The organism is Acinetobacter sp. 243_ASPC (assembly GCF_001054715.1).
Lineage (GTDB): Bacteria > Pseudomonadota > Gammaproteobacteria > Pseudomonadales > Moraxellaceae > Acinetobacter > Acinetobacter soli.
Genome location: NZ_JVOR01000045.1, coordinates 1 through 25,248 on the forward strand (window position 1 = coordinate 1; position 25,248 = coordinate 25,248).

Genomic DNA, 25,248 nt, shown 5'->3' on the forward strand with positions numbered 1-25,248 from the left:
AGTAAAAATTGCCACGATGTTCTTAAGATAATTTTAAGTTTAGGAAGAGAACCTGAACTGAACCTTAAAAGAAACGCAAGATGACAATTGATATTTTCAAAATTTTGCAATTCTACTTATTTTTTTCATATGCTGAGAATAAAAAAATAACTTGAGCGTTCAAAACCGCATGTATTGAGAATACAGACCCTTAGTCTTTTTGAATAAATTACGAATAAATCTGATACCTAATGTACTGCTTTTAACCCACAAACGCTCGACCACGCAGCAAAGCGCTTCAAAATTGTGGCCCAGATTTGTGGATTTTGGGTGACTATTTAAAAGGCATATGAGGCAATCGCAGTGGCGATCGGGGTTTGCTCGTGGTTAAACATGGTCATGCGCATGGTGCAGCCTTTGCGGCCAAATCTTAAGGTTTCCGCCCGCGCAATAAAAAATTTACCCCGCCCCGGCGCCAAGTAATCGACACGCATATCGACAGTGGCTAAACGTGATACTTTTTTGATGGCCTCTGGCATATCCGTAGCTTCAGTACGTTTATAAACTTCTGCCATCGCGACAATTCCACCAATGCTATCGAGTAATGTTGCGGCAACCCCTCCATGCAAAATCTGAAAGGCAACATTGCCAATCAGGCTGGGCTTCATTTCAAAATAACCTTCAATTTGCCCATCGACCACCCGCATGGTCATGGCATTGTGCGAGAAGAAAGGCGAATGATTAAACGCATGACATAACTGGTTTAAAATTACATTTAGGTCAATTTCTTCACCTAAATGAATATGCCCCGTCCATAGTTTTGTTGATTCACTCATAAAACACTCAATATCGATAAATCTGCGTTAACACTAATTCAGTTTGTACAAATGCCTGCTGATGGGTCTACAATATCCCACAAGTTTAATACTGAACCTTGAGATTGTTATGACTTATACGTTCAATCGTCCCGCTTTTCCAGCAACTCGCATGCGTCGTATCCGTAAAAATGATCAACTGCGCGCCATGGTCAGTGAAACGCATCTGACACCTCATCATCTCATTTATCCAGTATTTGTATTGCCTGGCCAAAATCAGCGCCAAGAAATTCCAAGTATGCCCAATATTCATCGTTTGTCGGCAGATCTGTTGCTAAAAAAAGCTGAACAGCTACTCGAACTTGGGGTATCTAAGCTGGCTCTTTTTCCGGTCACCCCGCAAGAAGACAAAAGCCTGAGTGCTGAAGCTGCTTGGCGTGACGACGGTCTGGTACAAGAAACCTGTCGTTTACTCAAAAAAGAACTACCTGAAATGGTGCTCATCACCGACGGCGCGCTCGACCCATATACCACGCACGGTCAAGATGGCATTATCGATGACACCGGCTATGTACTCAACGATGAAACCGTAGAATGTCTGGTCAAGCAAGCGTTAAGCCACGCCGCTGCGGGTGCCGACGTAATTGCACCAAGCGATATGATGGACGGACGTATCGGGGCAATTCGACAGGCACTTGAGCAACACAACTTTATCTATACCAATATCATGGCGTATTCAGCCAAATATGCCTCAAGTTTTTATGGGCCGTTTCGTGATGCGGTCGGTTCGGCAAGTAACTTAAAAGGCGGTAATAAATACAATTACCAGATGGATGTAGGGAATCGTGCCGAAGCTTTACATGAAATTGCACTGGATTTGCAAGAAGGCGCCGACATGGTGATTGTTAAGCCCGGCATGCCTTATTTAGATATTGTACGTGAAGTCAAAGATACCTTTGGCGTGCCTACTTTTATTTATCAGGTCAGTGGTGAGTACGCCATGCTGGCAGGTGCGATTCAAAATGGCTGGTTATCCGAAAGCGTGATTCTTGAATCACTCATGAGCTGTCGTCGCGCAGGTGCAGATGGAATCTGGACTTACTTTGCAGATGTTGCAGCCCAAAAACTTAAAGAGATGAACTAAACTCACGTGTGAACGAATCGAACATGAGCATGCATATTGCCATTATTGGTGCTGGAATCAGTGGCCTTTTAACCGCTTTGGAACTGGTCGAGCACGGCTGTCAGGTCTCGATTTTTGATCAGCAGCGCGCCGGTCAGGCTGCCTCATGGGCAGGTGGTGGAATATTGTCACCGATGTATCCGTGGCGCTATCCACATGCGGTCAATACCCTTGCTCAGCATGGCAAAGACTTGTACCAAACATGGAATGAAAAGCTACTGCCTCAAACCGGTATTGATTTTGAAATCCACAATACTGGCATGCTTATTTTCGATGAATCCGATTTTGAAATCGGGCTCGATTATGCCGAGCATTTTCATCAGCCTATGCAACGCGCTGACTATGTCGAGCGTGATGCACTTGAACAGATTAATCCATGGATAGCCAATAAATATCAGCACGCGATTTATTTTTCAGCACTGTCTAATATTCGTAATCCGCGTCTGTTGCAATCGATTGTGCAGTATTTAAAACAGCATCCACGCGTTGCGTTTTTTGATGATCAACCCATTGAAAAATTTATATTTGACCAAGACAGCATACAGGCCATGAAGAGTGCTACAGGTCAAGTTTTTCACGCCGACCAATTTGTGCTGGCAACGGGTGCATGGAGTCAACTCTGGAGCGATCAACTGGGCGTTCGTCTGCCGGTATGCCCTGTACAAGGCCAAATGCTGTTATTTAAAACGCCTGCGCACTGGTTACCCACCATGTGTATGAATCAGGTGATGTATTTGATTCCAAGACAAGATGGTCATGTGGTATGTGGCTCAAGCATGGCAGACTGTGGCTACAGGACCGACACCGACACATCCACACAGCAACGTATTTTAGAGGCCTGTTTAGACATGGTGCCTGAACTGGCACAGTTTCCAGTCATTAAAAGATGGGCGGGCTTGCGCCCTAGCTCGCCGACCGGGGTGCCTTATATCGGCATGCTGCCAAATATCGAAAATCTCTGGCTCAACACCGGACATTTTCGAAATGGGCTGTGCATGGGGCCAGCCTCTGCACGTTTGTTACGCCAGCTTATGCTTGATCAACCCACTTTCACCGATCCAAAGCCATACGCGCCCGAGCGACTATTTCAGGGCAGCGAAATAGAGCTGAGCGTTTAAGGGTAAATATCTTGAAGGGCCTGCGCTAAAGCTGGAAATTTAAACTGATATCCAGCTTCCAATAACGCTTTAGGTGCAACAAACTGGCCATTTAAAATAAGTTGCGATTGTTCACCCAGTAAAGTTTTAAACAAACACGCCGGCGCAGGGAGAAACGGACGGCGTTTTACTTGCTGAGCGGCGGTTTTTACAAAAGCTTTTTGCGTGGTGTGATCGGGCGCAACGGCATTAAACACAATTTGCTCACTCTGCACATGCAGTAAAAATTCGATAATCGCCAGCACGTCTTCAATATGTACCCAGACTACAGGTTGGCGCCCAGAACCAATCACACCCACTGTATTGAGCTTAATTGGCAGCATCATCTGTGGCAAAATGCCCCCATTTTTGGCAAATACCACGCCCAAGCGCATGATTTTGGTATCAAACTGCGTATACGACAGCGCAGTTTTTTCCCATTGCTGGCAGAGTTCAGACATGAAAATTAACTGCGGTGGTGATTGTTCGTCGCATACCTGTTGCCAAGTTTCACTTTCATCAATGCCGTAATAACCAATGGCAGATGCCGATACAATCCGCTTTGGTTGTTGCTGATGCTGTAGCAGCCATTCAAAGACACGTTGTGTGGTCTTGATGCGACTGTCGATCAGGGCTTGCTTACGTGCTTTAGTCCAGCGCCGCTGTCCAATATTTTCACCGGCCAGATTTACCACATAATCGAGAGGCTGATCGATCTGGTTTAAATCGTCAATCCATTGTAAATTTTCATGTTGAAAGGATTGCGCCAAATGTCGCGTCAGGGCATAAATGCGATAATTCAAATGCAGCAAATAAGGCAATAAATGGCTACCGATAAAGCCTGAGGCGCCTGTAATTAAAAGTGTTGGAAGTTTTTGGTTCATAGTCTGTCACGTTGCTTATTGCTCTTCTTAAGCTTGAGTGTAACGCACTCGATTGATCCACTAAAACCCTGTTACTGAAACATTTTGTCGGCCATACGTTGCGCCTGCTTACCATAAAACCAGTACGTAATCAGATACAGTGGAATCGCCAAAACCAGTACCATAATCGCAATCAGGCTCACAAATTGAGGTTGTTGCAAATACAGTAAAAAGTTTTGAATAATTTCTGGGTCATTTCGTGAAAACAAATACAAACCCAGCAATACGCCAGCGCAGTTATAGCCCCAAAAAATTAAAGTGAAACCCAAAGTCAGTTTTTTTCGTTCTTGCTGCGTTGGGGCGCGTTTTTCACGTTTTAAAAACTGATAGAGCACTACAATCATAGCCACCAAATACGGTACGGCTGTTACTATTCCACCCACACCTATTGGCAATATTGCAGCCACTACGCCTGCAATGAGGGTAGTCAGTAAACAGATCAGAAAAAACCAGATAAAATAACGGCGTAAAGCAGTCATGCACACCACAACATCAACAATAAAAATTTATTTTATGTTTTTTTCAATTTTTTTTCATGTTCTTGTCAACCATTTTGGTCGGTCATTCGTTATTAAGGGTATAAGGTCTGCAGCAACCGATTTTAATTGCACGGCATCCGCAATAAATCGGAGACCTTTCACTATGACATCCACTTTAGATATGTTTTGTTAGCAGCCAAACGTGATTTAAAGTTTTTGACCGACGATTTCTCATCACTCGAATCGTCGGTCTTTATTTTTTAGTGATCTGTTTTTTTTAGATATAAATCTCAGATTCATACATTTTCATTAACTCTCCTTCGTCAGTTTTCACCATTATTAAAAATTGCCATCCACACTTTTCATAAAAATTAGTCATATCTGTAATTAAATATAATTTTTCAAACCCTCGTGTAGCACAATCTACTTTGACAAAATTTAAAAGCTGTTTTGCCAGATGTTGATTCCTGTATTTTTCTTCCACAAATAATGCACACAGATTAGGTGTTAAATCAGTCCGCTCATGGAAATCATTTTCAATAATGCCAGCCCCAGCCACAATATTTCGATTTTTATCAATCATCACATACCATTCAGGCACAGCATTTAGATGATCAATGGCAACCTGCATGCTCTCTAAATAGGCTTGATAAGGAATATCCCAATTCTTTGAAAACCACTTTGCTGCTTGTTCTTTAAATTCAGGATGTGTTGAAATTTTAATGGTCTGCATTGAAACTATGATCCTCTAATATTGTGATTCATACTGTTATCATGATTTTGATGAGACTAAAAAGCTATGATAAAAACTGAAACCTGCACTATTAATGCAAAATAAATAATATTTACAATTCTGTACACTTTAAAGCTAAGAGTAAAATTGATTTGCGCAAACCGGATTTACAGTAATCCGTCATTGCGTCATAGCATTCTAAAGCTTCAACCTAATCCTGTTATCAACTAAGTTTGATCGTTAGCGGGTTTACTCTCACTTTCAACGACAAAATCACGTTGATAGGATTGAGTACCTTCACCTGTGTTTCCAATCCAACGAATTTTTAAATCATATTGATGAATGGTCATTATGAATCTCTTGTTCTGTTTTAAGTAAAAACCAAATCAGCTTTTCACTTGAGTAGCATCTGAATTGGATTGTGATTTATGCTACCTTATCTGCTATTCAAAAACAGGTAGTTCATCAGCAATGACCGTGCGTTTTTTTCATACTTCAGACTGGCATTTGGGGCAGTTTTTTTATAATCACTCCCGCCACTACGAGCATGAACAATTTCTGGCATGGTTACTTGAGCAAATCAAGGTCAAACAACCTCATGCCTTATTAATAGCGGGTGATATTTTTGACGTGATTAATCCAAGTTCACAGGCCCAAAAGCAGCTTTATCAATTTCTGGCAGATGCGCATAACCTTGCGCCGCATATGCAAACCTTAATGATTGCAGGAAATCACGATTCGGGTTATCGCATTGAACAGGTCGAGCCGTTATTAGAAAAATACAATGCCAAAGCGGTGGGTGTGATTCGCTGGAATCAAGATAAAACCTTGAATCTTGATCGTTTGATTTTACCGATTTACGATCAGGTACAACAGATTGTGGCGTGGTGCATTGCTCTTCCTTTTTTACGCTCGGCCGAAATTACGGGCGTGAACGAACAGACCAGTAACAGTCAAAATGCAATTGGTTATTTACACCAGCAACTGATTGCCGAGGCCAAACGCCGCAAAACCGACGAGCAGGCCTTAATTATGATGTCACATGCGCATATGCAGGGCGGTGAAACCTCAGATTCAGAACGTCCGATTATCATTGGCAACGAAGAGGCACTTTCCACAGCACTCTTTGAAGATGCGATCGATTATGTCGCACTGGGGCATTTACATAAACCTCAGAAAGTGGGTCAGACCCATATTCGCTATAGCGGCTCCCCTATTCCCCTGTCATTTAGTGAAATCAACTATAAGCACCAAGTAATGGATGTGACCATTAAGCCAGAAATTTCAGACAATCATCTTCAATGTGATGTTTTACTGGTGCCAAGAAGCGTGAAGCTGCATAAAATTACAGGTGAATTGCAAGACGTTTTAACAAGCTTGGCAGCACTCCCACATGGCGAAATTGAAGAGATTGATCAGCGCGAATACGTCGACATCGAATATTTCAGCCGCACACCACCTCAGCCGAATCTTCGTCAACAATTTGAACAGGCTTTGCCTGCAAACCGTTACCGATTGGTTCGGATTTCCAGACAATACGCCACAGATGGATCAAGCCGTCGCTTAGAGCAACAGGTTCATCTCGAACCGCCAACGCCTGAAAAACTATTCGAACAACTTTGGGACAAAAAAGGCTATAGCGCAGATGATGACGTTAAAAAAGACTTTATGAGCCTTGTTGCGCAGGCACAACAACAACTTGAAGAACTTAAAAAGAATTAAAGCCATCTCATGAAAATTTTATCCATCCGACTCAAAAATCTGGCCTCTTTGTCTGACGAGCATTTCATTGATTTTGAATCTGAGCCTTTGGCCAGTGCAGGACTGATCGCGATTGTGGGTAAAACAGGCGCAGGTAAATCCACCATTTTAGATGCCATATGTCTGGCTTTATTTAACAAAATTCCACGACTCAAAGAAAGCGATGGCAAGCTTACCGATGTCGATGGCTCCGAGCTCCTGACCAACTCCCCTTTGACCGTTTTACGCCGCGGCTGTGCGCACGGTTTTGCTGAACTCTGCTTTGTCGCGCAGGATCAAAAACATTATCTGGCGCGCTGGGAAATTAAACGTGCCCGCGAGAATGCCACCGGCAAACTGCAAAATGTTCAACGCTCACTCAAGTGCCTCACCGATGGCGTGGTGGTTGCAGACAAAAGTAAAGCGGTAGAGTCACACATACAGCACATCACACAGCTCAGTTTTGAGCAATTTACCCGTGCGGTATTACTGGCGCAATCTGAGGTGACGGCTTTTTTAAAAGCACGTGACACCGAACGGGGTGAGCTGCTTGAATACCTGACCAACTCAGCGATTTTTGCTAAAATTGGACAACTGGCATTTGAAAAAACTAGAGAAATCAGCAATCAACGTAAAAGTTTAGAAAGTCATTTGGGCTATATCGAGATACGCTCAGATGAGGAAGTAGCGGAGTTACAAGCGCAATTTGAATCGGTTCAGCAACAGGTGGTGCGGCTTGAAGAAGCAAAGACGCAATTCAGACAACAACAGCAATGGTTTGAGCAACGCGACAAACTTGATCAGGATATCCGCTTAAAACAACAACATTACGATGTACAACTTAAAGCACAAGAAAGCCTTGAGAAAGATCGCCTGTTGCTGAGCCAGTTAGAAACATTTTCTGAGATACGTCCGATTGTATTTCAGCAGCAGCAGATCCAAAAAACACTACAACAACTCATTCCGCAAATTCAACTTCAGCACACCGAGTTCAATACCCTAAGCACACAATTCGAGCAAGAAAAAACGCGCTATAGCCAAATCGAACAAAGCCTACATCAGTTTCAAGCCTTTGAACAAAAGTATCAAAAAGAGCTTGCCGATTTGCGCGGTCATTTGCAAAAACGCGAGCATATTAAAGAAGACTATAACAAAACCAGACATCGCTTAACCCAAATTACAAGCCAGCAACAGCCATTGCTTGAGCAACAGCAGCAATTAGAGCAAACCATTCACACGCTTGATGGACAACATACAGCAAGCATGGAACAATTAAAAAATAGTGCTCAGTACGCCCCACTAGACCAAGGCTTAAATGCGCACATGCAGCAGTTGAGCCAATTTATTACGCAGTACCAAAAAGTAGAACAGAGTTTAGGTTCCATTCGGGATGCACAAACGCAGCTTGAGCATGATGAGGCTGAATTAAATGCTTTAATATCGCAGTTTGGTACTCCAGCACAAATTGATCTGCATATCGAGAGTAAACAACAACGCAAACAAGCACAGCAGATTCATAGCAACCATTTACACATTACACAGCAAAAAATTCAGCGATATTTCGAATTAAATAATGAAATGATCAGTCTGAAACATAAATTTGAGACAATCAAACATCACAATCAACAATTAGACGCATCGACCCATACATCCGAACAAGCCTATGTGTTGGCAAAGCAAGAGCGCGAAAAAATTCAGCAGATATTGCAACAGCAACGTTTGCTCCACGCAGAAAACATTGAACATTTACGCGCAGCGCTAAAACACGGCGAAGCATGCTTAGTGTGTGGCAGTACCGAACATCCTTATCGTGAAGATCAAAGCCAGCTCTCCAAAGCGTTGTATGAACTACAGCAACAACAAGAACAGCAAGCCATTGAGCAGGAACAGCAGTGTTTCGACCTTTGGCAAAAAACGCAGCAGCAGTACACGCAAAGTCAAACCCAGCTCAAGCAATTGCAAGATGATTTACAACAATTGCAAGAAAAACAAAATGTGCATGAACAGCAATTACAGCAGCATTTGTTGGCGTGCAATATACAGCTCGACTTGCGCTTGGCTGAACAAGAAGCGAACGCTCAGCTTGATGCTTTAATGCAAAAGGCCTCTCAGGAGCAACAGCAGCTTGAGCATGAATTACATCAACTCCAGCAAGCCAGTAAACAGCAACATCAGCTGAGTCAACGTATTCAGCACACCCGCCATCAGCTTGAGACAGTCGATCAATTACAACAACACGTTCAGCATATTGTCGCGTGCTTAACTACCGAGGATAAATCGGCTTGGTACACGCATGACGTGACATTTTCACAAACTATATTAAATGCACTACAACAACGGAGCCAGTTGCTCGAACAAACAGAACGCTTAGTTAAACACAAAGAGCAACAACATCAGCAGTTACTATTATTAAAATCCAATCTCGCCGGGCTCAATGCGCAGCACACAGAATGTACGCAGCAATTAAAAGACATTGAGACGATGGGTAAACAAAATACTGAAGCTGCCAACCAGCTCATCGTCACCATGACAGCTTCGACAAACCTTAAAGCCAATGAATGGTTACTACAGCATGACCAGCAGCGCCAGCAATTGCAGCAGCAGTATCAACAGATTAAACAAAACTTTGAATTCGCACGCGAACGTTTTGAACAGCATAAAAATGCGCTCGAGCAATTAAAGGCCAAGCAACAGCAACAACATGACTCACTGACACAATGCATTACTGAAATCAATGTATGGCTGGCACAGCAGCCTCTTTTTGAAGAAGATCAATTGCTAGCATTACTGGCGATATCATCTTCTCAAGAACAGCAGATTCGCCAAGCCATCCAACACGCAGATCGTGGCTTGAGCGAGGCTATTTCTGCACTCAACACACTACAACATCAGCTCGATGTACATCTTGAGGCAGCGCCTCAGATAGAGGCTGCGCAGTTATCTGAGCAGATTGCCACCAATCAAGTGGCTTTACAGCAATGTACAAATCAGCGTGACGATTTAAAAATAAAACTCGAGTTACATCAGCAAAATCTGATCAAGCAGCAGCAGTTTGCAGCACAAATTCAACTGATCCAGCAACAAGAGCATCGCTGGCACAAAATCTCAAGCCTGATTGGCGATGCCAAGGGTAAAGAATTTCGAGATCTGGCGCAGCAATATAATCTGGATATTCTGCTTGAATATGCCAATCAGCAACTGACTCAGCTTTCACAGCGCTATACGCTAAAACGGCTAGAAAACTCACTGAGTCTCGCCATTGTCGATCATGATATGGATGGTGAAATACGTGCTGTGGCCTCACTTTCTGGTGGTGAATCTTTTCTTACTGCGCTGGCCATTTCACTGGCAATTGCCAATATGGCCTCTGGATCGATGAAAATCGAATCCTTGTTCATCGATGAAGGCTTTGGCACGCTCGATGCATCTTCATTGCATATGGTGATGAATGCACTCGATCAGTTGCAAAGTCAGGGTCGTAAGGTGGTACTGATCTCTCATATTCAGGATATGCACGAACGAATTCCAGTCCAGATTCAGGTACAACCACTGGGTTCAGGTTCAAGTCGAATTCAGGTGGTGGGCTAAATACGCTTTACCTTTGTACAACGCATTTTGGGTGGAGCAACAATTGAAAAACTCATCAGAACTGATAGCTTTGATTTTCATTCAGATTCAAAACAAAAAATGATCTCTTCTGACAACAATAAAGATCAATTTTTTAGATGAAGAAGAATTAAATCTTATTTTTTCTTTGAGTTCTTTAATATGCCTAGCTTTAAAATTGACTGTCATCTCCATTACCGGGTGATTCAAGCGACCGAATTTATTTTTCAGTTTGAAGCAGCCAATCATCCATGGCAAACCTGTAAGCATGAGTCATTTGAGTTTCAACCTCAGCTCGATTTCGAGCAATATGAGCGCGACGGCGGATTAAATCGCCTGATTCGGTTACATGCACCAGAAGGTGAACTGCGTGTTTCTTATCATGCCGACGTAGATACACATATCCCTGAGCGTAATACCGCATTACGCGAATGTGAAATTCATGAATTGCCGTCTTATACGCTGTTTTATCTGGGTTCAAGCCGTTTTTGCGAATCAGATCTGATTGGCACTATGGTACAAAATACTTTTGGTGAATTGCCCAAAGGTTATGCACGAGTGCAAGCCATCTGTGACTGGATTCATGACAATATTGTGTATCAAGCTGGATCTTCCGACAGTACCACCACAGCGCGCGATATATTGGTCAATCGTGCAGGTGTATGTCGTGATTTTGCTCACTTGGGTATTGCGATTTGCCGTGCCTTAAATATTCCTGCGCGCTTTGTGGTGGGTTACATGCCGTTCTACAATGCAGATCCCGACTTCCATGCCATCTTTGAAGTGTATCTTGAAAATCAATGGGTATTATTCGATGCCACACGCATGGGGCCTATCGATCAGTTTGTTCGAATCGGCACCGGACTCGATGCCAAAGACGTTCCTTTTGCCACGGTATTTGGTGAAATCGAACTGTTATCGATTGAACCTGCTATCGAACGTGTTGAGTCTTAAATCATGTATTCAACGTTCAATTGAACAAATACATATAGAAATAAAATACGTTGGAGAACCTATGCTCTCCAACGTATTTTGTAAAAGCACACATCTAGGCCAATGCCAACACCACACCTGAAAAGGCCAGGCAATAGATTCCAAATAAATACCAGCGACCATGCTCCAGCCACGCCGAAAGCCATTTCAGTGCCAACAACCCTGTTAGAAAGCTAAAAACCATTCCAAACAAGCTCGGCAAAAATAAGCTACTTAAGGTCAGATGTGCTGTACCAGTGGTGGTCTGTTGGGCATGCAACAAGCGTAACAGCTCTTTAGCAATCACCGCTGGGGTTAAAACTACCGCCAGAGCAAAACTAAACTCTTCTGCTTTCTGACGGGAAATTCCCAAAAACAAACCTGTGGAAATGGTGGCACCCGAGCGAGAAAAACCACGAAAAGGCAGACACAACGCCTGTACCGCACCGATGATGATGGCACTTGGCAAACGGACATCACCTTGCTGACCACGATCCAAACGAGAAGATAAAATAATCAACACACCTGCCGCAGCAAGTGCAGCAGCCATTAATTTGGCGTTGCTGAATAAATGCTCTATTTCAAAGCTACTCGCTCCACCAAAAAATACGTGTTTAATCAGTGATTGCAACAAAAGTCCCAATGCACCCGTCATGGCAGTCGCCAGTAACACATACCAAGCGCGCTGCTTAAATGACGCCCAATCAGAAAAGTAGGTTTTTTTCCATGAGTGCCAAAAATACACAATGACTGCAAACATGGTGCCTGTGTGGAGCATCACCAGCAAAAAAGTCATATTTGACGCCGAAGGGTCGAAACCCATCAGCTTTTCTGCCAAGATCACATGGGCAGAGCTAGAAACTGGCAATAACTCCGCCAGCCCCTGTATCACCGCTAAAATAAAAACATGCAAAAGATCCATGAAATGTCTCGTGAAAACCAGTGTTAGTGGTATACGAGCCAACCATTAAATCTGAATTAAAAAATCTCAATGATCACAAATATTTCATATATCAAATTTACAGATTTATACACCGTGACTATAGTCACGTGCACCAAATAAAGCCGTACCAATGCGTACAATGGTCGAGCCTGCTGCAATGGCAGCATCCAAATCTGCCGACATGCCCATGCTCAAGGTGTCCCACTGTTCAGGATGTGCATGCTGGGCTTTGACAGCATCAAAAAGCGTTTTGGCTGCCTCAAAAGCCTCTGCATGCTCTGGTGCAGGAATGACCATAATTCCGCGTAACTTCAGCTTGGGTAAGCGGCTAATAGTTTGTACCAGTTCCGCGACGTCCTCAGGTTGGCAGCCATCTTTTGTTTGCTGATGATCAATATTGACCTGAAGACAGATATTTAAATCAGCCGCATGCTCGGCGCGCTGCGATGACAGGCGCTCGGCAATAATCAAACGATCGACCCCGTGCACCCAATCAAAATGTTCCGCAAGCGATTTGGTTTTATTGCGCTGAACATGGCCAATAAAATGCCACTCGATATTTAAGTCTTTGAGTGCCTGAATTTTATCGAGCGCCTCTTGTAAATAGTTTTCACCAAAACAACGCTGACCAAGCTCGTACATATCGCGTATCGCCGAACTTGGATGTGTTTTTGATACTGCCAGTAATTCGACCGTTGCCGGATCACGCTGTACTCGCGCACAAGCCGACTGGATTTGATCGATAACGTGATTTCGCGCATCTTTAAACGGATTCATTGACAGGGTTCTCATTTCAAACATATTTTTTACTTAACCTCGGCCTTGAATGTTGTTAAGCTTTGGGAAAAGCACTTAATATTCTACAAAATAATGAAAGATTTTAACGATTTTTTGGGGGAAATATGGATATAACCGAACTGCTGGCATTTTCAGTCCAAAACAGGGCATCTGATTTACATTTGTCTGCAGGTTTGGCACCCATGATTCGCGTCGATGGTGAAGTTCGACGCATTAACCTCCCCGCACTTGAACATTCCGAAGTATACCGTCTGGTTTACGACATTATGAATGACAAACAGCGCCGCGATTACGAAGAAAAGCTCGAAACCGACTTTTCCTTTGAGGTGCCAAATCTGGCCCGTTTTCGTGTCAATGTGTTTAATCAGAACCGTGGTGCAGGTGCCGTTTTTCGAACCATTCCCTCACAGGTATTGACGCTTGAAGAACTCGGACTCGGAAAAATTTTCAGAGACATCTGTGACTATCCGCGCGGCTTGGTGTTAGTGACCGGCCCAACAGGCTCGGGGAAGTCGACCACCCTTGCCGCCATGCTCGATTATATTAATCATCATCGCTATGATCATATTTTAACGGTTGAAGATCCAATCGAGTTTGTACACGAACCCAAAAAATGCCTGATCAACCAGCGCGAAGTGCACCGCGATACACTTGGTTTTAATGAGGCACTTCGCTCAGCACTGCGTGAAGATCCCGATATCATTCTGGTGGGTGAAATGCGTGATCTGGAAACCATACGCTTAGCATTGACTGCCGCAGAAACCGGACATTTGGTGTTTGGTACGCTACACACGACCTCGGCAGCCAAAACCATTGATCGAATTATCGATGTATTTCCCGCAGAGGAAAAAGATATGGTTCGTACCATGCTGTCCGAATCCCTTCAGGCGGTTATTTCACAAACCTTGTTAAAAAAAGAAGGTGGCGGCCGTGTGGCAGCACATGAAATTATGATTGGTATTCCAGCCATTCGTAATTTGATCCGTGAAGGAAAAGTTGCGCAAATGTATTCTTCGATTCAAACGGGTGCAAGCCATGGCATGACCACGCTCGATCAAAGTCTTAAACAACTGGTCGCCAAAGGCATCATTAACTTACCAACGGCACGCGCCGTGGCAAAATCACCAGAATCCTTATAAAACAACAACACAAAGCCATCAGGAAGCACCGCATGGACTTTAATGATTTACTCAATTTAATGGCAACCCACAAAGCCTCCGATATGTTCATTACGGCTGGTGTTGAGCCATCATTAAAAATTAATGGCAAAATTACCCCGGTTTCCAAAACCAAATTAGACGGTGACATGATCGCGCAGTTGATTGATTCGATCACCACGCAAAAGCAACGCGATGAGTACATGGCAACCCATGAATGTAATTTCGCCATTTTAAACCGCGAACGTACTGAGCGCTTTCGTGTAAGCGCCTTTCAGCAGCGTGATTTACCCGGCATGGTTATCCGCCGCATCGAAACCAAAATTCCGACGCTAGATCAACTACAGCTACCACCGATTCTCAAGGACTTGGCCTTGACTAAACGCGGTATTATTTTGTTTTCTGGTGCAACAGGAACAGGAAAATCCACTTCGCTTGCGTCGATGATTCATCACCGTAATCTACACTCAAGCGGTCATATTATTACCATTGAAGATCCGATTGAATTTATACATGCACATGCTGGCTGTATTATTACGCAGCGCGAAGTCGGTATTGATACTGATTCCTACGAAGTGAAGTGGCTTTAAAAAATACGTTACGCCAAGCACCAGACGTTATTTTGATTGGTGAAATCCGCACACGTGAAGTCATGGATTATGCACTGGCATTTGCCGAAACCGGGCATTTGGTTTTTGCAACTTTACATGCCAACAACGCCAATCAGACCTTAGAGCGTATCATTCACTTTTTTGAGCAAGATCGGCGTGAGCAGGTATTGATGGACTTATCACTTAACTTAAAAGCCGTCATCTCTCAGCAGCTGATTGCTACGCCTGATGGTCAAAGTCGCCGTGCTGCCGTTGAAGTGATGATCAATTCACCTTTGATGTCGGATTACATTCGCCAAGGTGAGATTTATAAAATTAAGGAACTCATGGCACGCTCTGGTGAACTGGGGATGCAGACCTTTGATCAGGCCTTGTTTGAATTACACGAACACGGACAAATCAGTTATGCCGATGCACTCAAACATGCCGACTCACCCAACAATCTGCGTTTGCAGATCAAACTTTCTCAAGAAGCCAATACCGCAATTGATCAAAAAGAAAAAATGCTTGAAGTCGATCGAAAAATCACCTTTGACGGTCAACGTCATGATCTAAAATGAAAAAAAGGGCATTATCTGCCCTTTTTTATTGTTGGATTTATGTGAAATCCTTACTTTTTACGCAGTGCGTCTTTGCAATCTGGGTTGTTGCAATAACCGTATAGATTCAATGAGTGGCCTGTCAAAGTAAAATTGTGCTTTTCAGCAACGGAGTGTTGCTCTTGCTCAATAATATCATTTGTAAATTCAACAACTTTGTTGCAATTTAAGCAAACAAGGTGATCGTGGTGATCTTCCTGCATGATTTCAAAAACAGAGTGATTATTTTCAAAATGATGGCGCTGAATAATTCCTGCTGCTTCAAACTGTGTTAAAACTCGGTAAACCGTTGCCAGACCAACATCTTCACCTTGTTCAAGCAAAGTTTTATAAATATCTTCTGCACTCAAATGGTGTTGTTTTGAATTTTCTAGTAATTCCAAAATCTTAATTCGAGGAAGGGTGACTTTCAGTCCAGCTTTTCGTAAATCTTGATTGGAAATCGGCATAAAAAAGGGTCTCTCAACAAATCTCAAGTTGGAATAGGCAATCGTGATGAGATGCAGTATGATCTATCCTTGGATCAAATGCATCATAATTTATCGGGATAGTGTAGCAAAATGCAAAAACTTATGTTGGCGTTATTCGTCACTTCACTGCTTGCTGGTTGTTCAACGCTCGGCGTCTATAAGGTTGATATTCCTCAAGGAACCCCTTTAACCAAAGCTCAAGCATCAAAAGTTCAGGTGGGCATGAATTACCAACAGGTAAAGTTTTTACTCGGTAGCCCAACAATTACAGATCCATTAAATCCATATCGCTGGGATTACGTGTACAACTATATTCCGGGAACTTATGCCAAAAAAGCAAAAATTCCGGCAGCGCGCGGTCAGCATCTAAAAATCTACTTTGACCAGTCTGGTATCGTCACCAATATTGAAGGTATCGATACCTTACCAGAGTCTCAACCGGGCTTACCAGGTTCAAAAGAAGCCATACTGACTGCGCCACCACTATAAAGGCTTCCTCAAAAAAAGAAACCCCTCATACGAGGGGTTTTTTATATACTGGCGATCACTTAAAGCGATTACCCTTTTGAAAACGACCAACCGGATTTTTTTCTGCACGTTTGCGTCGAATGTCCTTTGGATTAATGGTTAAAGCTCGATACACTTCTACCCGATCGCCTGCTTTAAGCGGCTGTTCAAGCGCACATCGAATACCAAAAATACCCACTTGTAATGGCATTTCTAGCTGTGTGGCAAGCAAGAGTCCACTTTTTTCAATGGCCTCTATCGCTGTCATTCCGGCTTCAAAAGCAACAGCAAGATGAAACTGTTGATCTGGTGCGGCATAAGCCACCCAGACCTGCTGAAGATTACTCATGTAAACAGTTGTCCAAGTACCGAAATCATCGCCAGTACAATGCCTAAAGGTAAGACAATACGGACAGCAATCCGCCAAAGATTATAAAATAGCTCACTACTAAAATTCATCGATTTACGCAAGTGACTGATTTTCATAATCCATCCCGCAAAAATCGCGTAGATCAAACACAACAGTAGCCCCCAAAGCATGGTCAGAATATAAAATTCTGCCTGAATGGCAGGAATTGCCCAGATCACAACAGCCACAACTGGAACTGCCCACTGTAATGCCAGCGCAGCCTGACGCTCAATTAACTGTTCACGAGCAAGTTGTAGGAGCAGTGCCGATGCCATGATTGCAGCAATCACCCAAGTCAGTACAGGAACCGTTTGCTGAATTGACACAAAGCCAAATGCAATCACCGCTACCAATTGTGCCAACCAGATCGGCAGTACAGAAGCACTGGCTGATGCCTGTTGATCGACCTGTTTTACTGTTGTTTGCCAGTATAGGCCCATACCTAAACCACTCGCCACAAGAGCCAGAACAGTGGCATTGCCCCACTCTTTAAATTCAAGTGATGTCCAGTGCCATGGCTGAAGCTGAGCAGCATCATAAACCTGACCAAGCGCGATAGACGCAATCAGCGCAATTGCAGTGATGAGCAGCAAAATCTGGCGTGATACAAAAGATAAGCCAAATGCCAGCACCGCAAGTACAATCAACAATAGATTAGGTGCAACGCCTAAAGTGAATTGTTGTGGTAACAGCACGCTGGCATGAGAAAGAATTCCGCCAGCCAAAAATGCAATGAATACCACAGCCAACCAGCCCACCAAACGCCATTTGGAAGACGCATCGGCATCCCGCGTTAGGCGTGAAAGTGCGTTCAGCGCTGTGGTTTTTGAACGGCGCGCCAGTGCAATTTCCAAATAACACACAGGCAACGCCAAAATCACCATGCTACCGAGCCATAACAACCAAAAATCAAGCTGACGATCAATTTGAATACCGACTGCCGGCGCGAGGGTAACAATAATCACCAAGCTCAAACAAAACGCCATAAGTGGCGAAAGCCATCGTGATAAAGGAGAATCCTGCATCATGCATACCTTGAATAAAGTCTGCCGATATTTTGCCTTTGTCCGACCTGAAAATCAAAGTTTCTATTCAAAAACAGAACGTTTTCGACCCAAAATGAATGATCTCAATTTTGCAACGCCTTTCTATTGAATACCGGGTTTAATACTGGTCGGCACGGGTAATGCGTTTAAGTTCAGGGTTGAGTGCCTCTCGCTCTAAACGCTCTACTCGGGTTAATGCTTGCTTAATCGGGCGTCCATCTTGAAACACAATCATCTCACCCGGTTGATAAGGCATCCAGACCTCATTTTGAGTCAGTGGCTCGGTGGTAATCACCGCCACGCGATCTTTGGCAGTGGTCACCTGACTAAAATCCACTTCGACATCTAGATCGATCAATCGAGCGGCTTTAAAGGGATGTTCACGGACTAACCAGTGCAACTTCGTTGTGGCATAACTGTACAAAGCCTGACCATTAGATAAGCAGTAATTGAATGTTCCATGTTCGGCTATTCGAGGCGCAATCTGCTCAAGCGCGGTAAAAATCTGATGAATACTGGGCTCGGTATAACCAAAACGTTCTACCAACTGATCCAGCAAATAACAAAATGCACGTTCACTGTCGGTATTGCCAACCGGAACAAAACGGCCAGTCAGGCGCGGATTAAAATGATGCAAATCGCCATTATGGGCAAAAATCCACTGTCGCCCCCACAGCTCACGCATAAATGGATGCGAATTTTCAAGAGTAATCTTACCCTGAGTGGCTTTGCGGATATGAGAAATCACATTGCGTGATTTAATTGGAAAATTACGCACCAACTCGGCAATCGGAGATTCTACCGCAGACTGATTATCGACAAACAAACGGCAGGCTTTGTCTTCAAAAAAAGCAATCCCGAATCCATCGGAATGATCGGAAGTAATGCCCGCCCGTTGTGAAAATCCTTTAAACGAAAAGGTAATATCGGTAGGCGTTGCACAATTCATTCCAAGTAGCTGGCACATAACGGTAAAGGCAAGAACGATCTAGATGTAAAGTCTATTGTGCATGAGAGCACAATGCCTTGCAAATCTCAATTTTGATACATCTTATGTACTTTTTCTGCTAAAGACGGCGCTGAACGCGTTTATTCATGACAAAAGACTTGGCAATCTGGTTCACCTCAAGTAATACAAAATAATCCAAACATTGAAAGGCTTCATCATAAAATGCCTGTTTGGATAATCGAGCTTGCATGCTTAAGTACATCTGAAACAGTTTAGGAATACGCTCATCTTGGGTAAAGCTATAAGCTGGATGCTGCGGCTCATAAGGGTGTTTAGAGGCAATATCTAAGCTTTGCGCAGACGTAAGCTGCTGTATTTTCCGATGCGTATGATAGACACGGGCAGCATTGTTATCTAGATGAATACTGACACAACCCATGAGGTACTTGGCTTTCATGGACCACAAAATTTTAGGCACCAGATTCAACCACAAAATAGACAGTGCTTTACCAGAACGAAATTGCGGATGCACACAGGTTCGACCAATTTCGACCACACTGGGTACATGCGATAGATGCCCCACCACATCAAACTCTTGAGCACTATAACTCTGTGCCAGTTCATGCCCCAAAAAGTGTTTCAAACGTGTATATGCCACGATCTCGCCAGACCATTTTTCGCGTAATACTGCATGCTCACAGCCAAAATCATAGACATCCTGATCTAAACCTGATTCAAAATGAATGCCAAACTGTGGGCCAAACTGCTCAGCACGAAAGCGTTGTACTTCTTCTAATTCTTTTAAGGTTTCAACCCACTCAAACTTATATTGAGTGGTTGAGGATTTTTGACGTAGTAATGGAAAATTTAAGTGGTGTCGATAATGATTCAATTTGTCTAGCATAAGCTCACCCCGTGTTTTTCTTTGCTTACACTAAAACACCCGCATGACAACTATATGACCAATATCTATACCCATAAAAAAGACCAGTCATGACTGGTCTTTTTCTAGATTCGAAAAATTAATGCTCTGTTTTAGGCGCAACTCGGTTGGTAATCAATGTGCCTACACCATGATCGGTAAAAATTTCCAATAAAGTGGCATGCGGTACACGACCATCGACAATATGCGCACTGACCACGCCACCTTTAACTGCATCTAAGGCACAGCCCACTTTCGGAATCATGCCACCATAAATCACGCCAGTTTCGATCAGACGATCGACTTCTTTGGTCGATAGCCCAGTCAAAAGATTTTTATTTTCGTCCAGTACACCCGAGATATTGGTGAGCAGAATCAGTTTTTCTGCGCCCAGTGCTTCAGCCACTTTGCCTGCAACCAAATCGGCATTGATGTTATAGGTGTTACCACTTTCATCGACACCCAAAGGAGCAATCACAGGAATAAAATCGCCTTGAGTAAACATTTCAAGGACATCGGTTTTCACGCCGACCACCTCGCCCACCATACCTAAATCGATATGTTTGATCTCGCCTTGCTCATCTTGTTTTTCCATCAACAATTTGCGTGCACGAATCAGGTTACCGTCTTTACCAGTTAACCCAATGGCACGTCCACCATGTTGATTGATCAGGTTTACAATCGATTTATTGACGCTTCCACCCAGCACCATTTCTACAATTTCCATAGTGGCCTGATCGGTCACTCGCATACCATCAATTCGATCTGATACTTGACCCAAACGGTTGAGTAAAGAGTCGACTTGAGGCCCACCACCATGCACCACAATCGGATTTAAACCGACAGTTTTTAACAAAACGATATCACGCGCAAACGAGCTTTCCAGCTCAGGATCGGTCATGGCATTACCGCCATATTTGACCACAAGTGTTTTTCCTGAAAAGCGCTGAATATACGGCAATGCTTCTGTCAAAATTTTTGCTTTATCGATGCCGGTGTGCTGATGTGGCATTCGCCTCTCCTTAATTAGGCCTGTGAAAGATCATCTGCAAGTTTAGGGTATTTTTTTTGCAACATGGTCACGAATATCTGTTTAATCTCTGCCAATCGTTGTGGTGTTTCTGCATCAAAACGCGCAGTGAAGTACTCTCCGGTATTCGATGCACGTAAAATGCCAAATCCATCGTGAAAATCGAGACGTATCCCATCGGTACGACTCAGTAGCGCCTGAAAGGTCTGCCCTTGTGCTTCAATATCCTGCAATACATGCACAGGATTTGCTTCATAAGTATTGATGTACAGATCTTCTGTGCTACAACGCTCAGGATAGGCCGCCAGTAAGCTCGATAACGACTGTGTCGGATGTGCCGCCATGTATTCAAGTAAACGTAATGCCGCGTATGGGCCATCATCGAAGCCATAGCCTCGGCCATCATTAAATACATAATGACCTGCGTATTCACCCCCAAAAATCGCCCGTCCAGCCGATTTTGCCAAATATTGACGCAAGAAAGTGCTACCAGTTCGAATCATGGTGGGCTGCCCGCCACAGGCCAAAATGGTATTGCGGACCATGGTCGAGCATTTCACATCAAAAACCACTTCATGCGCTGGCTGTGCAGCCAGACACAGTTGACTAAATAGTGAAATTAAACGATCTGCACTGATAATCGTGGCATGCTCATCGACCACGACCAAACGATCACCATCGCCATCAAGTGCAATACCCAAATCGGCCTGCTCTGCCAAGACGTACTGACGAAGTGTCTGCAGATGTAGCGCCTGTGAAGGATCTGGCGCATGATCTGGAAAATGACCATTGGGCTCACAGCGAATTGCGATAACCTCACATCCCAAACGCTCCAGTAAGCGACGCGTTCCTTCACCTGCCGAACCATGTAAGCCGTCTAATACAATTTTAAAGCGATGATTCAGCTGAATATCTTGAACGAGTGCATCTTCATAACGGTCGAAATAGGCATTTTCTTGATGTACTACAGTCGATTGGAGATGTAAGTAAGGACTTAAATCAACACGAATATGAGAGGCATACCATCCCACTTGCTGAATGATCTCGGGACTTGGTGGCTGATTTCCCATCACCCATTTAATGCCATTGTCTGTCTTAGGATTATGACTGGCCGTAATCATGATGCCATTGCCATCATGTGATCGTGCAGTAAAGTACATGAGAGGTGTTGAACAGCAACCGATATTGGTTACACAAAGTCCGTGTTCACCCAAGACTGCTTGAACCAGCGCAGCATAATAAGGACCAGTCAAACGGGCATCATAGCCGAGCACAAGCTTTGTATGACCCGCAGCGAGGTATTGCTGTGCCAGTCCGTGTGCAATGGCCACGATGCGCTCCGGTGTCAGCACATTGAGCTTTCCCCGAATATCATAGGCACGAAAAATCTGAAACGGAAAAGTCTGCTTTATATCCATAAGTCTGTTCTTCTTATGCCTATGTTAGCAAAACGGGAAAAATTGAAAAAAATTTAGGTACAATGACAAAATAAAGACGCCAAAATAAAAATCAGATCGATAACCCGATATTATTAATATAATTTTTTGTAACATTCAATTGTAAATAAATAAATGCCTGTTTACACAGGCATTTATTAAAAAATTACTGCTTTCCAGTGTGTCCAAAACCGCCTGCACCGCGGTCTGTTGCGACAAAATCTTCGACCTGTTCAAACTCGGCCTGCACCACAGGAACCAGCACATATTGTGCTAGACGCTCACCCGGCTCTAAACGAAATGTGGTTTGACCACGATTCCATACCGAAATCATCAGCTCGCCCTGATAGTCTGAATCGATCAAGCCCACCAAGTTTCCAAGCACAATCCCGTGTTTGTGTCCCAAACCTGAACGCGGCAAAATCATGCCTGCGAATTGGGTATCCTGAATGTAAATCGCCATACCTGTTTTCACCAGTACCGTTTGCCCTGGTTCAATCTCAATGGCATCATCTAAACAAGCACGCAAATCCAGTCCAGCAGATCCTGCTGTTGCATACGTTGGCAATGGCCATTCTTTTCCTACACGAGGATCCAGTAATTTGACTTGGACTTTCATCATCATTCCTAAGTTGTTGCATTAACGTTTTAATAAAGCTTTTAAATTGGCCAGATATTGCTGTGCCTGCTCTTTCGGATCGACATTGGCTGCAAGTTTTTTCTTACGACCGAGCCATTCAAGTTCATCTTGCGGCAATTCATCCAAAAAGCGGCTCGGTGTCATTTGTTTCATCTGACCGCCATTTTTACGCTGTTCGGCCAAGGTTAGGGTAAGGCCTTGTCGTGCACGGGTAATTCCCACATACATCAAACGGCGTTCTTCTTCGATGGTATCGGCAGCAATCGAGTTTTTATGCGGCAGCAGTTCTTCTTCCAGCCCCATAATGTACACAAATGGAAACTCAAGACCTTTGGCAGCGTGTAGGGTCAGCAAGTTGACCTTGTCGGTATCTTCCTCTTCTTGCTGCTGTTCGAGCAGATCGAGCAGCACCAATTTTCGGATCACACTTTCAATGTTTTTATCATCTACATCGTCGGTACGATTCAGTAGATTCTGGATACTGTTATACAGACTTTCGATGTTGTCGAGCTTGCTTTTTTCTTGCGCAGGCGTTGCCGCTTGCTCACGAATATAGTCGATATAGCCTGCCTCATTCATCATCTGGCGGACTTTAGGCACAGGTTCATCGTCATCGAGTAATTCTCGCGTAAAGGTCTGCACAAAGTCTGCAAATTCATGCAACTGTGTCATGGCCTTTTTCGGTAGCACCATGCTTAAGCGCTGATCCGATGACGCGCCCAAAAGGGACAAGTGATTTTCCTGCGCAAATAGTCCGAGTTTTTCAAGGGTGACTGGTCCGATCGCACGCTTAGGGGTATTGATAATACGTAAAAAAGCACTATCATCTTCTGGGTTAATAATTAAACGCAGATAACTCATGACATCTTTAATTTCAGCGCGGGCAAAGAACGATTGTCCACCCGAAAGCTTATAGGGAATCTGCATCTGGCGTAACTGGGTTTCCAAAATACGCGCCTGAAAGTTACCGCGATACAAAACCGCATAATCTTTCCAGTTTTTCCCGTTCATGAGCTTATGCGTCATCAGGTCTTTCACCACACGCTCGGCCTCATCGTCATCATTACGGCAGGTAATGATACGGATGACCTCTCCATGACCTTTATCGCTCCACAGTTTTTTATCAAAAATATGTGGATTATGTTCAATCACGGCGTTGGCCGCTTTTAAGATCCGGCTGGTTGAACGGTAGTTTTGTTCAAGCTTAATCACTTTAAGATTTGGAAAATCTTCTTTAAGTAAGGCCATGTTTTCCGGCTTGGCACCCCGCCATGCATAAATCGACTGGTCATCATCACCAACCGCAGTAAACTGCCCCATCACCCCCACTAAAAGCTTGACCAGAATATACTGGGCGGTGTTGGTATCTTGGTATTCATCGACCAGCAAATAACGGGTCCGGTTTTGCCATTTGTCACGTACTTCGGCATTTTCTTGCAATAGACGTGTTGGCAATACAATCAAATCGTCAAAATCTACTGCGTTGTAGGCACGCAGATTTCGCTCATATAACTGGTATAAGTGCGCAAACTGAACATCCTCTGGCGTTTCACAGGTACTGTGTGCCTGATCTGGCACAATCAGATCGTTTTTCCAGTCAGAAATCTTTTTCATGGCCTTGGCAATGAGTTCTTTGCTTTCGGCGCCCGATAAATTATCGCGATGCATTAAATCCATCAGAATTCGTTTGCAATCGTCGGCATCTAAAATTGAAAAGTTATTTTTTAACGGCGTATGCTTCAGCTCAATGCGTAATAAATTCAAACCAAAGGTATGGAATGTCGAAACAGATAGACCTTTAGCTTCTTCACGTGACAATAACTGCGTCACACGCTCTTTCATTTCACGCGCCGCTTTATTGGTAAAGGTCATCGCTGTAATACGATGTGCAGGAATGCGACACTGTTTAACCAGATAGGCGATTTTTTGCGTAATCACCGATGTTTTGCCCGAACCCGCTCCTGCAAGCACTAACAACGGTCCTTGAGTATATTTCATGGCTTCTTGTTGTTTGTCATTTAAATGACTGGCTGCAGACATATGTATTCCCCTGATGATTCCGAGCGTGATTATAGACATCTATTGCGCCAATGCCCATCGTAATGAAACGGATTTTAACCATAAAAAAACCACCCGAATGAACTGCACCCCAAAAATTGGACATA

At 43.8% G+C, this 25,248-nt stretch carries 23 protein-coding genes and 1 pseudogene; 8 read left to right on the forward strand and 16 right to left on the reverse strand.

Annotated features, from left to right (window positions below; genetic code table 11):
- Positions 1–317: 317 nt before the first annotated feature.
- Positions 318–815 carry a thioesterase family protein gene (locus ADA42_RS04600; RefSeq protein ID WP_048763851.1) on the reverse strand — a complete coding sequence of 166 codons (498 nt, stop codon included), beginning with the start codon at positions 813–815 and terminating at the stop codon, positions 318–320.
- 109 nt (positions 816–924) lie between these two features.
- Between ADA42_RS04600 and hemB the strand changes: the two genes are divergently transcribed.
- Positions 925–1,938 (forward strand): porphobilinogen synthase, encoded by a 1,014-nt coding sequence (gene hemB, locus ADA42_RS04605; protein ID WP_048763852.1) that lies wholly within the window; start codon positions 925–927, stop codon positions 1,936–1,938.
- Between the two features lie 29 nt (positions 1,939–1,967).
- On the forward strand, positions 1,968–3,095 hold the full coding sequence (locus tag ADA42_RS04610) for an NAD(P)/FAD-dependent oxidoreductase (RefSeq protein ID WP_048763875.1): 1,128 nt from the start codon (positions 1,968–1,970) through the stop codon (positions 3,093–3,095).
- On the opposite strand, the gene ADA42_RS04615 is transcribed toward ADA42_RS04610, so the two are convergent.
- The 4 genes from ADA42_RS04615 to ADA42_RS18860 all read right to left on the reverse strand — a co-directional run bounded on the left by ADA42_RS04615 (position 3,092) and on the right by ADA42_RS18860 (position 5,598).
- Positions 3,092–3,997: a TIGR01777 family oxidoreductase gene (locus tag ADA42_RS04615; RefSeq protein WP_048763853.1), complete on the reverse strand. Its 906-nt coding sequence runs from the start codon at positions 3,995–3,997 to the stop codon at positions 3,092–3,094. The genes ADA42_RS04610 and ADA42_RS04615 overlap by 4 nt on opposite strands.
- A gap of 71 nt (positions 3,998–4,068) precedes the next feature.
- Complete coding sequence (locus tag ADA42_RS04620) at positions 4,069–4,515, reverse strand: ABZJ_00895 family protein (protein WP_048763854.1); 447 nt, start codon at positions 4,513–4,515, stop codon at positions 4,069–4,071.
- A 277-nt stretch (positions 4,516–4,792) separates the two neighbouring features.
- Positions 4,793–5,248: a GNAT family N-acetyltransferase gene (locus tag ADA42_RS04625; protein WP_048763856.1), complete on the reverse strand. Its 456-nt coding sequence runs from the start codon at positions 5,246–5,248 to the stop codon at positions 4,793–4,795.
- A 227-nt stretch (positions 5,249–5,475) separates the two neighbouring features.
- Positions 5,476–5,598 (reverse strand): hypothetical protein, encoded by a 123-nt coding sequence (locus ADA42_RS18860; RefSeq protein ID WP_265732710.1) that lies wholly within the window; start codon positions 5,596–5,598, stop codon positions 5,476–5,478.
- Between the two features lie 121 nt (positions 5,599–5,719).
- Here ADA42_RS18860 and ADA42_RS04630 point away from each other — a divergent pair, with 121 nt between their 5' ends.
- The 3 genes from ADA42_RS04630 to ADA42_RS04640 all read left to right on the forward strand — a co-directional run bounded on the left by ADA42_RS04630 (position 5,720) and on the right by ADA42_RS04640 (position 11,548).
- On the forward strand, positions 5,720–6,970 hold the full coding sequence (locus tag ADA42_RS04630; protein WP_048763858.1) for an exonuclease SbcCD subunit D: 1,251 nt from the start codon (positions 5,720–5,722) through the stop codon (positions 6,968–6,970).
- A gap of 9 nt (positions 6,971–6,979) precedes the next feature.
- The gene (locus tag ADA42_RS04635; protein WP_048763859.1) at positions 6,980–10,576 is read left to right on the forward strand and encodes an AAA family ATPase; all 3,597 of its coding nucleotides are present in this window, start codon (positions 6,980–6,982) and stop codon (positions 10,574–10,576) included.
- A gap of 180 nt (positions 10,577–10,756) precedes the next feature.
- Entirely contained in the window at positions 10,757–11,548 is a 792-nt protein-coding gene (locus ADA42_RS04640) for a transglutaminase-like domain-containing protein (protein ID WP_048763861.1), read from the forward strand.
- 94 nt (positions 11,549–11,642) lie between these two features.
- Here the strand turns inward: ADA42_RS04640 and ADA42_RS04645 are convergent, their stop codons facing one another.
- Both ADA42_RS04645 and ADA42_RS04650 read right to left on the reverse strand, forming a co-directional pair.
- Positions 11,643–12,488 (reverse strand): undecaprenyl-diphosphate phosphatase, encoded by an 846-nt coding sequence (locus ADA42_RS04645; protein WP_048763862.1) that lies wholly within the window; start codon positions 12,486–12,488, stop codon positions 11,643–11,645.
- Positions 12,489–12,593: 105 nt separating this feature from the next.
- Entirely contained in the window at positions 12,594–13,286 is a 693-nt protein-coding gene (locus ADA42_RS04650) for a YggS family pyridoxal phosphate-dependent enzyme (RefSeq protein WP_025095909.1), read from the reverse strand.
- A gap of 125 nt (positions 13,287–13,411) precedes the next feature.
- On the opposite strand from ADA42_RS04650, the gene ADA42_RS04655 reads away from it, so the two are divergent.
- Both ADA42_RS04655 and ADA42_RS04660 read left to right on the forward strand, forming a co-directional pair.
- On the forward strand, positions 13,412–14,446 hold the full coding sequence (locus tag ADA42_RS04655; RefSeq protein WP_004935479.1) for a type IV pilus twitching motility protein PilT: 1,035 nt from the start codon (positions 13,412–13,414) through the stop codon (positions 14,444–14,446).
- A gap of 32 nt (positions 14,447–14,478) precedes the next feature.
- A pseudogene (locus tag ADA42_RS04660) lies at positions 14,479–15,635 on the forward strand (PilT/PilU family type 4a pilus ATPase).
- Positions 15,636–15,685: 50 nt separating this feature from the next.
- Here ADA42_RS04660 and fur read toward each other — a convergent pair.
- Complete coding sequence (gene fur, locus ADA42_RS04665; protein WP_004935475.1) at positions 15,686–16,123, reverse strand: ferric iron uptake transcriptional regulator; 438 nt, start codon at positions 16,121–16,123, stop codon at positions 15,686–15,688.
- Positions 16,124–16,234: 111 nt separating this feature from the next.
- On the opposite strand from fur, the gene ADA42_RS04670 reads away from it, so the two are divergent.
- Entirely contained in the window at positions 16,235–16,633 is a 399-nt protein-coding gene (locus ADA42_RS04670) for an outer membrane protein assembly factor BamE (protein WP_004935473.1), read from the forward strand.
- A gap of 55 nt (positions 16,634–16,688) precedes the next feature.
- Here the strand turns inward: ADA42_RS04670 and ADA42_RS04675 are convergent, their stop codons facing one another.
- The 8 genes from ADA42_RS04675 to ADA42_RS04710 form a co-directional block, all read right to left on the reverse strand.
- Complete coding sequence (locus tag ADA42_RS04675; protein ID WP_048763864.1) at positions 16,689–17,000, reverse strand: RnfH family protein; 312 nt, start codon at positions 16,998–17,000, stop codon at positions 16,689–16,691.
- Entirely contained in the window at positions 16,997–18,085 is a 1,089-nt protein-coding gene (locus ADA42_RS04680) for a hypothetical protein (RefSeq protein ID WP_171249916.1), read from the reverse strand. Before ADA42_RS04680 ends, ADA42_RS04675 begins: the two co-directional genes overlap by 4 nt.
- Positions 18,086–18,224: 139 nt before the next feature.
- Positions 18,225–19,073, reverse strand: coding sequence for a class II glutamine amidotransferase (locus ADA42_RS04685; RefSeq protein WP_004935463.1), 849 nt, complete (start codon positions 19,071–19,073; stop codon positions 18,225–18,227).
- 100 nt (positions 19,074–19,173) lie between these two features.
- Complete coding sequence (locus ADA42_RS04690) at positions 19,174–19,959, reverse strand: GNAT family N-acetyltransferase (RefSeq protein WP_048763868.1); 786 nt, start codon at positions 19,957–19,959, stop codon at positions 19,174–19,176.
- Positions 19,960–20,077: 118 nt separating this feature from the next.
- Positions 20,078–20,989 carry an acetylglutamate kinase gene (gene argB / locus ADA42_RS04695; protein WP_048763869.1) on the reverse strand — a complete coding sequence of 304 codons (912 nt, stop codon included), beginning with the start codon at positions 20,987–20,989 and terminating at the stop codon, positions 20,078–20,080.
- A gap of 14 nt (positions 20,990–21,003) precedes the next feature.
- Positions 21,004–22,425 (reverse strand): phosphomannomutase/phosphoglucomutase, encoded by a 1,422-nt coding sequence (locus ADA42_RS04700; protein ID WP_048763871.1) that lies wholly within the window; start codon positions 22,423–22,425, stop codon positions 21,004–21,006.
- Between the two features lie 184 nt (positions 22,426–22,609).
- A complete protein-coding gene (dut, locus tag ADA42_RS04705; protein WP_004935452.1) occupies positions 22,610–23,062 on the reverse strand; it encodes a dUTP diphosphatase in 453 nt (150 codons plus the stop codon).
- Positions 23,063–23,083: 21 nt separating this feature from the next.
- A complete protein-coding gene (locus ADA42_RS04710; protein WP_048763874.1) occupies positions 23,084–25,123 on the reverse strand; it encodes a UvrD-helicase domain-containing protein in 2,040 nt (679 codons plus the stop codon).
- Between the last annotated feature and the right edge of the window lie 125 nt (positions 25,124–25,248).

Bases quoted from the DNA above. Each gene is read 5' to 3' on its own strand.
- ADA42_RS04600 (WP_048763851.1), bottom strand. From the start codon at position 815: ATGAGTGAATCAACAAAACTATGGACGGGGCATATTCATTTAGGTGAA.
- hemB (WP_048763852.1), top strand. From the start codon at position 925: ATGACTTATACGTTCAATCGTCCCGCTTTTCCAGCAACTCGCATGCGT.
- ADA42_RS04610 (WP_048763875.1), top strand. From the start codon at position 1,968: ATGCATATTGCCATTATTGGTGCTGGAATCAGTGGCCTTTTAACCGCT.
- ADA42_RS04615 (WP_048763853.1), bottom strand. From the start codon at position 3,997: ATGAACCAAAAACTTCCAACACTTTTAATTACAGGCGCCTCAGGCTTT.
- ADA42_RS04620 (WP_048763854.1), bottom strand. From the start codon at position 4,515: ATGACTGCTTTACGCCGTTATTTTATCTGGTTTTTTCTGATCTGTTTA.
- ADA42_RS04625 (WP_048763856.1), bottom strand. From the start codon at position 5,248: ATGCAGACCATTAAAATTTCAACACATCCTGAATTTAAAGAACAAGCA.
- ADA42_RS18860 (WP_265732710.1), bottom strand. From the start codon at position 5,598: ATGACCATTCATCAATATGATTTAAAAATTCGTTGGATTGGAAACACA.
- ADA42_RS04630 (WP_048763858.1), top strand. From the start codon at position 5,720: ATGACCGTGCGTTTTTTTCATACTTCAGACTGGCATTTGGGGCAGTTT.
- ADA42_RS04635 (WP_048763859.1), top strand. From the start codon at position 6,980: ATGAAAATTTTATCCATCCGACTCAAAAATCTGGCCTCTTTGTCTGAC.
- ADA42_RS04640 (WP_048763861.1), top strand. From the start codon at position 10,757: ATGCCTAGCTTTAAAATTGACTGTCATCTCCATTACCGGGTGATTCAA.
- ADA42_RS04645 (WP_048763862.1), bottom strand. From the start codon at position 12,488: ATGGATCTTTTGCATGTTTTTATTTTAGCGGTGATACAGGGGCTGGCG.
- ADA42_RS04650 (WP_025095909.1), bottom strand. From the start codon at position 13,286: ATGAATCCGTTTAAAGATGCGCGAAATCACGTTATCGATCAAATCCAG.
- ADA42_RS04655 (WP_004935479.1), top strand. From the start codon at position 13,412: ATGGATATAACCGAACTGCTGGCATTTTCAGTCCAAAACAGGGCATCT.
- fur (WP_004935475.1), bottom strand. From the start codon at position 16,123: ATGCCGATTTCCAATCAAGATTTACGAAAAGCTGGACTGAAAGTCACC.
- ADA42_RS04670 (WP_004935473.1), top strand. From the start codon at position 16,235: ATGCAAAAACTTATGTTGGCGTTATTCGTCACTTCACTGCTTGCTGGT.
- ADA42_RS04675 (WP_048763864.1), bottom strand. From the start codon at position 17,000: ATGAGTAATCTTCAGCAGGTCTGGGTGGCTTATGCCGCACCAGATCAA.
- ADA42_RS04680 (WP_171249916.1), bottom strand. From the start codon at position 18,085: ATGCAGGATTCTCCTTTATCACGATGGCTTTCGCCACTTATGGCGTTT.
- ADA42_RS04685 (WP_004935463.1), bottom strand. From the start codon at position 19,073: ATGTGCCAGCTACTTGGAATGAATTGTGCAACGCCTACCGATATTACC.
- ADA42_RS04690 (WP_048763868.1), bottom strand. From the start codon at position 19,959: ATGCTAGACAAATTGAATCATTATCGACACCACTTAAATTTTCCATTA.
- argB (WP_048763869.1), bottom strand. From the start codon at position 20,989: ATGCCACATCAGCACACCGGCATCGATAAAGCAAAAATTTTGACAGAA.
- ADA42_RS04700 (WP_048763871.1), bottom strand. From the start codon at position 22,425: ATGGATATAAAGCAGACTTTTCCGTTTCAGATTTTTCGTGCCTATGAT.
- dut (WP_004935452.1), bottom strand. From the start codon at position 23,062: ATGAAAGTCCAAGTCAAATTACTGGATCCTCGTGTAGGAAAAGAATGG.
- ADA42_RS04710 (WP_048763874.1), bottom strand. From the start codon at position 25,123: ATGTCTGCAGCCAGTCATTTAAATGACAAACAACAAGAAGCCATGAAA.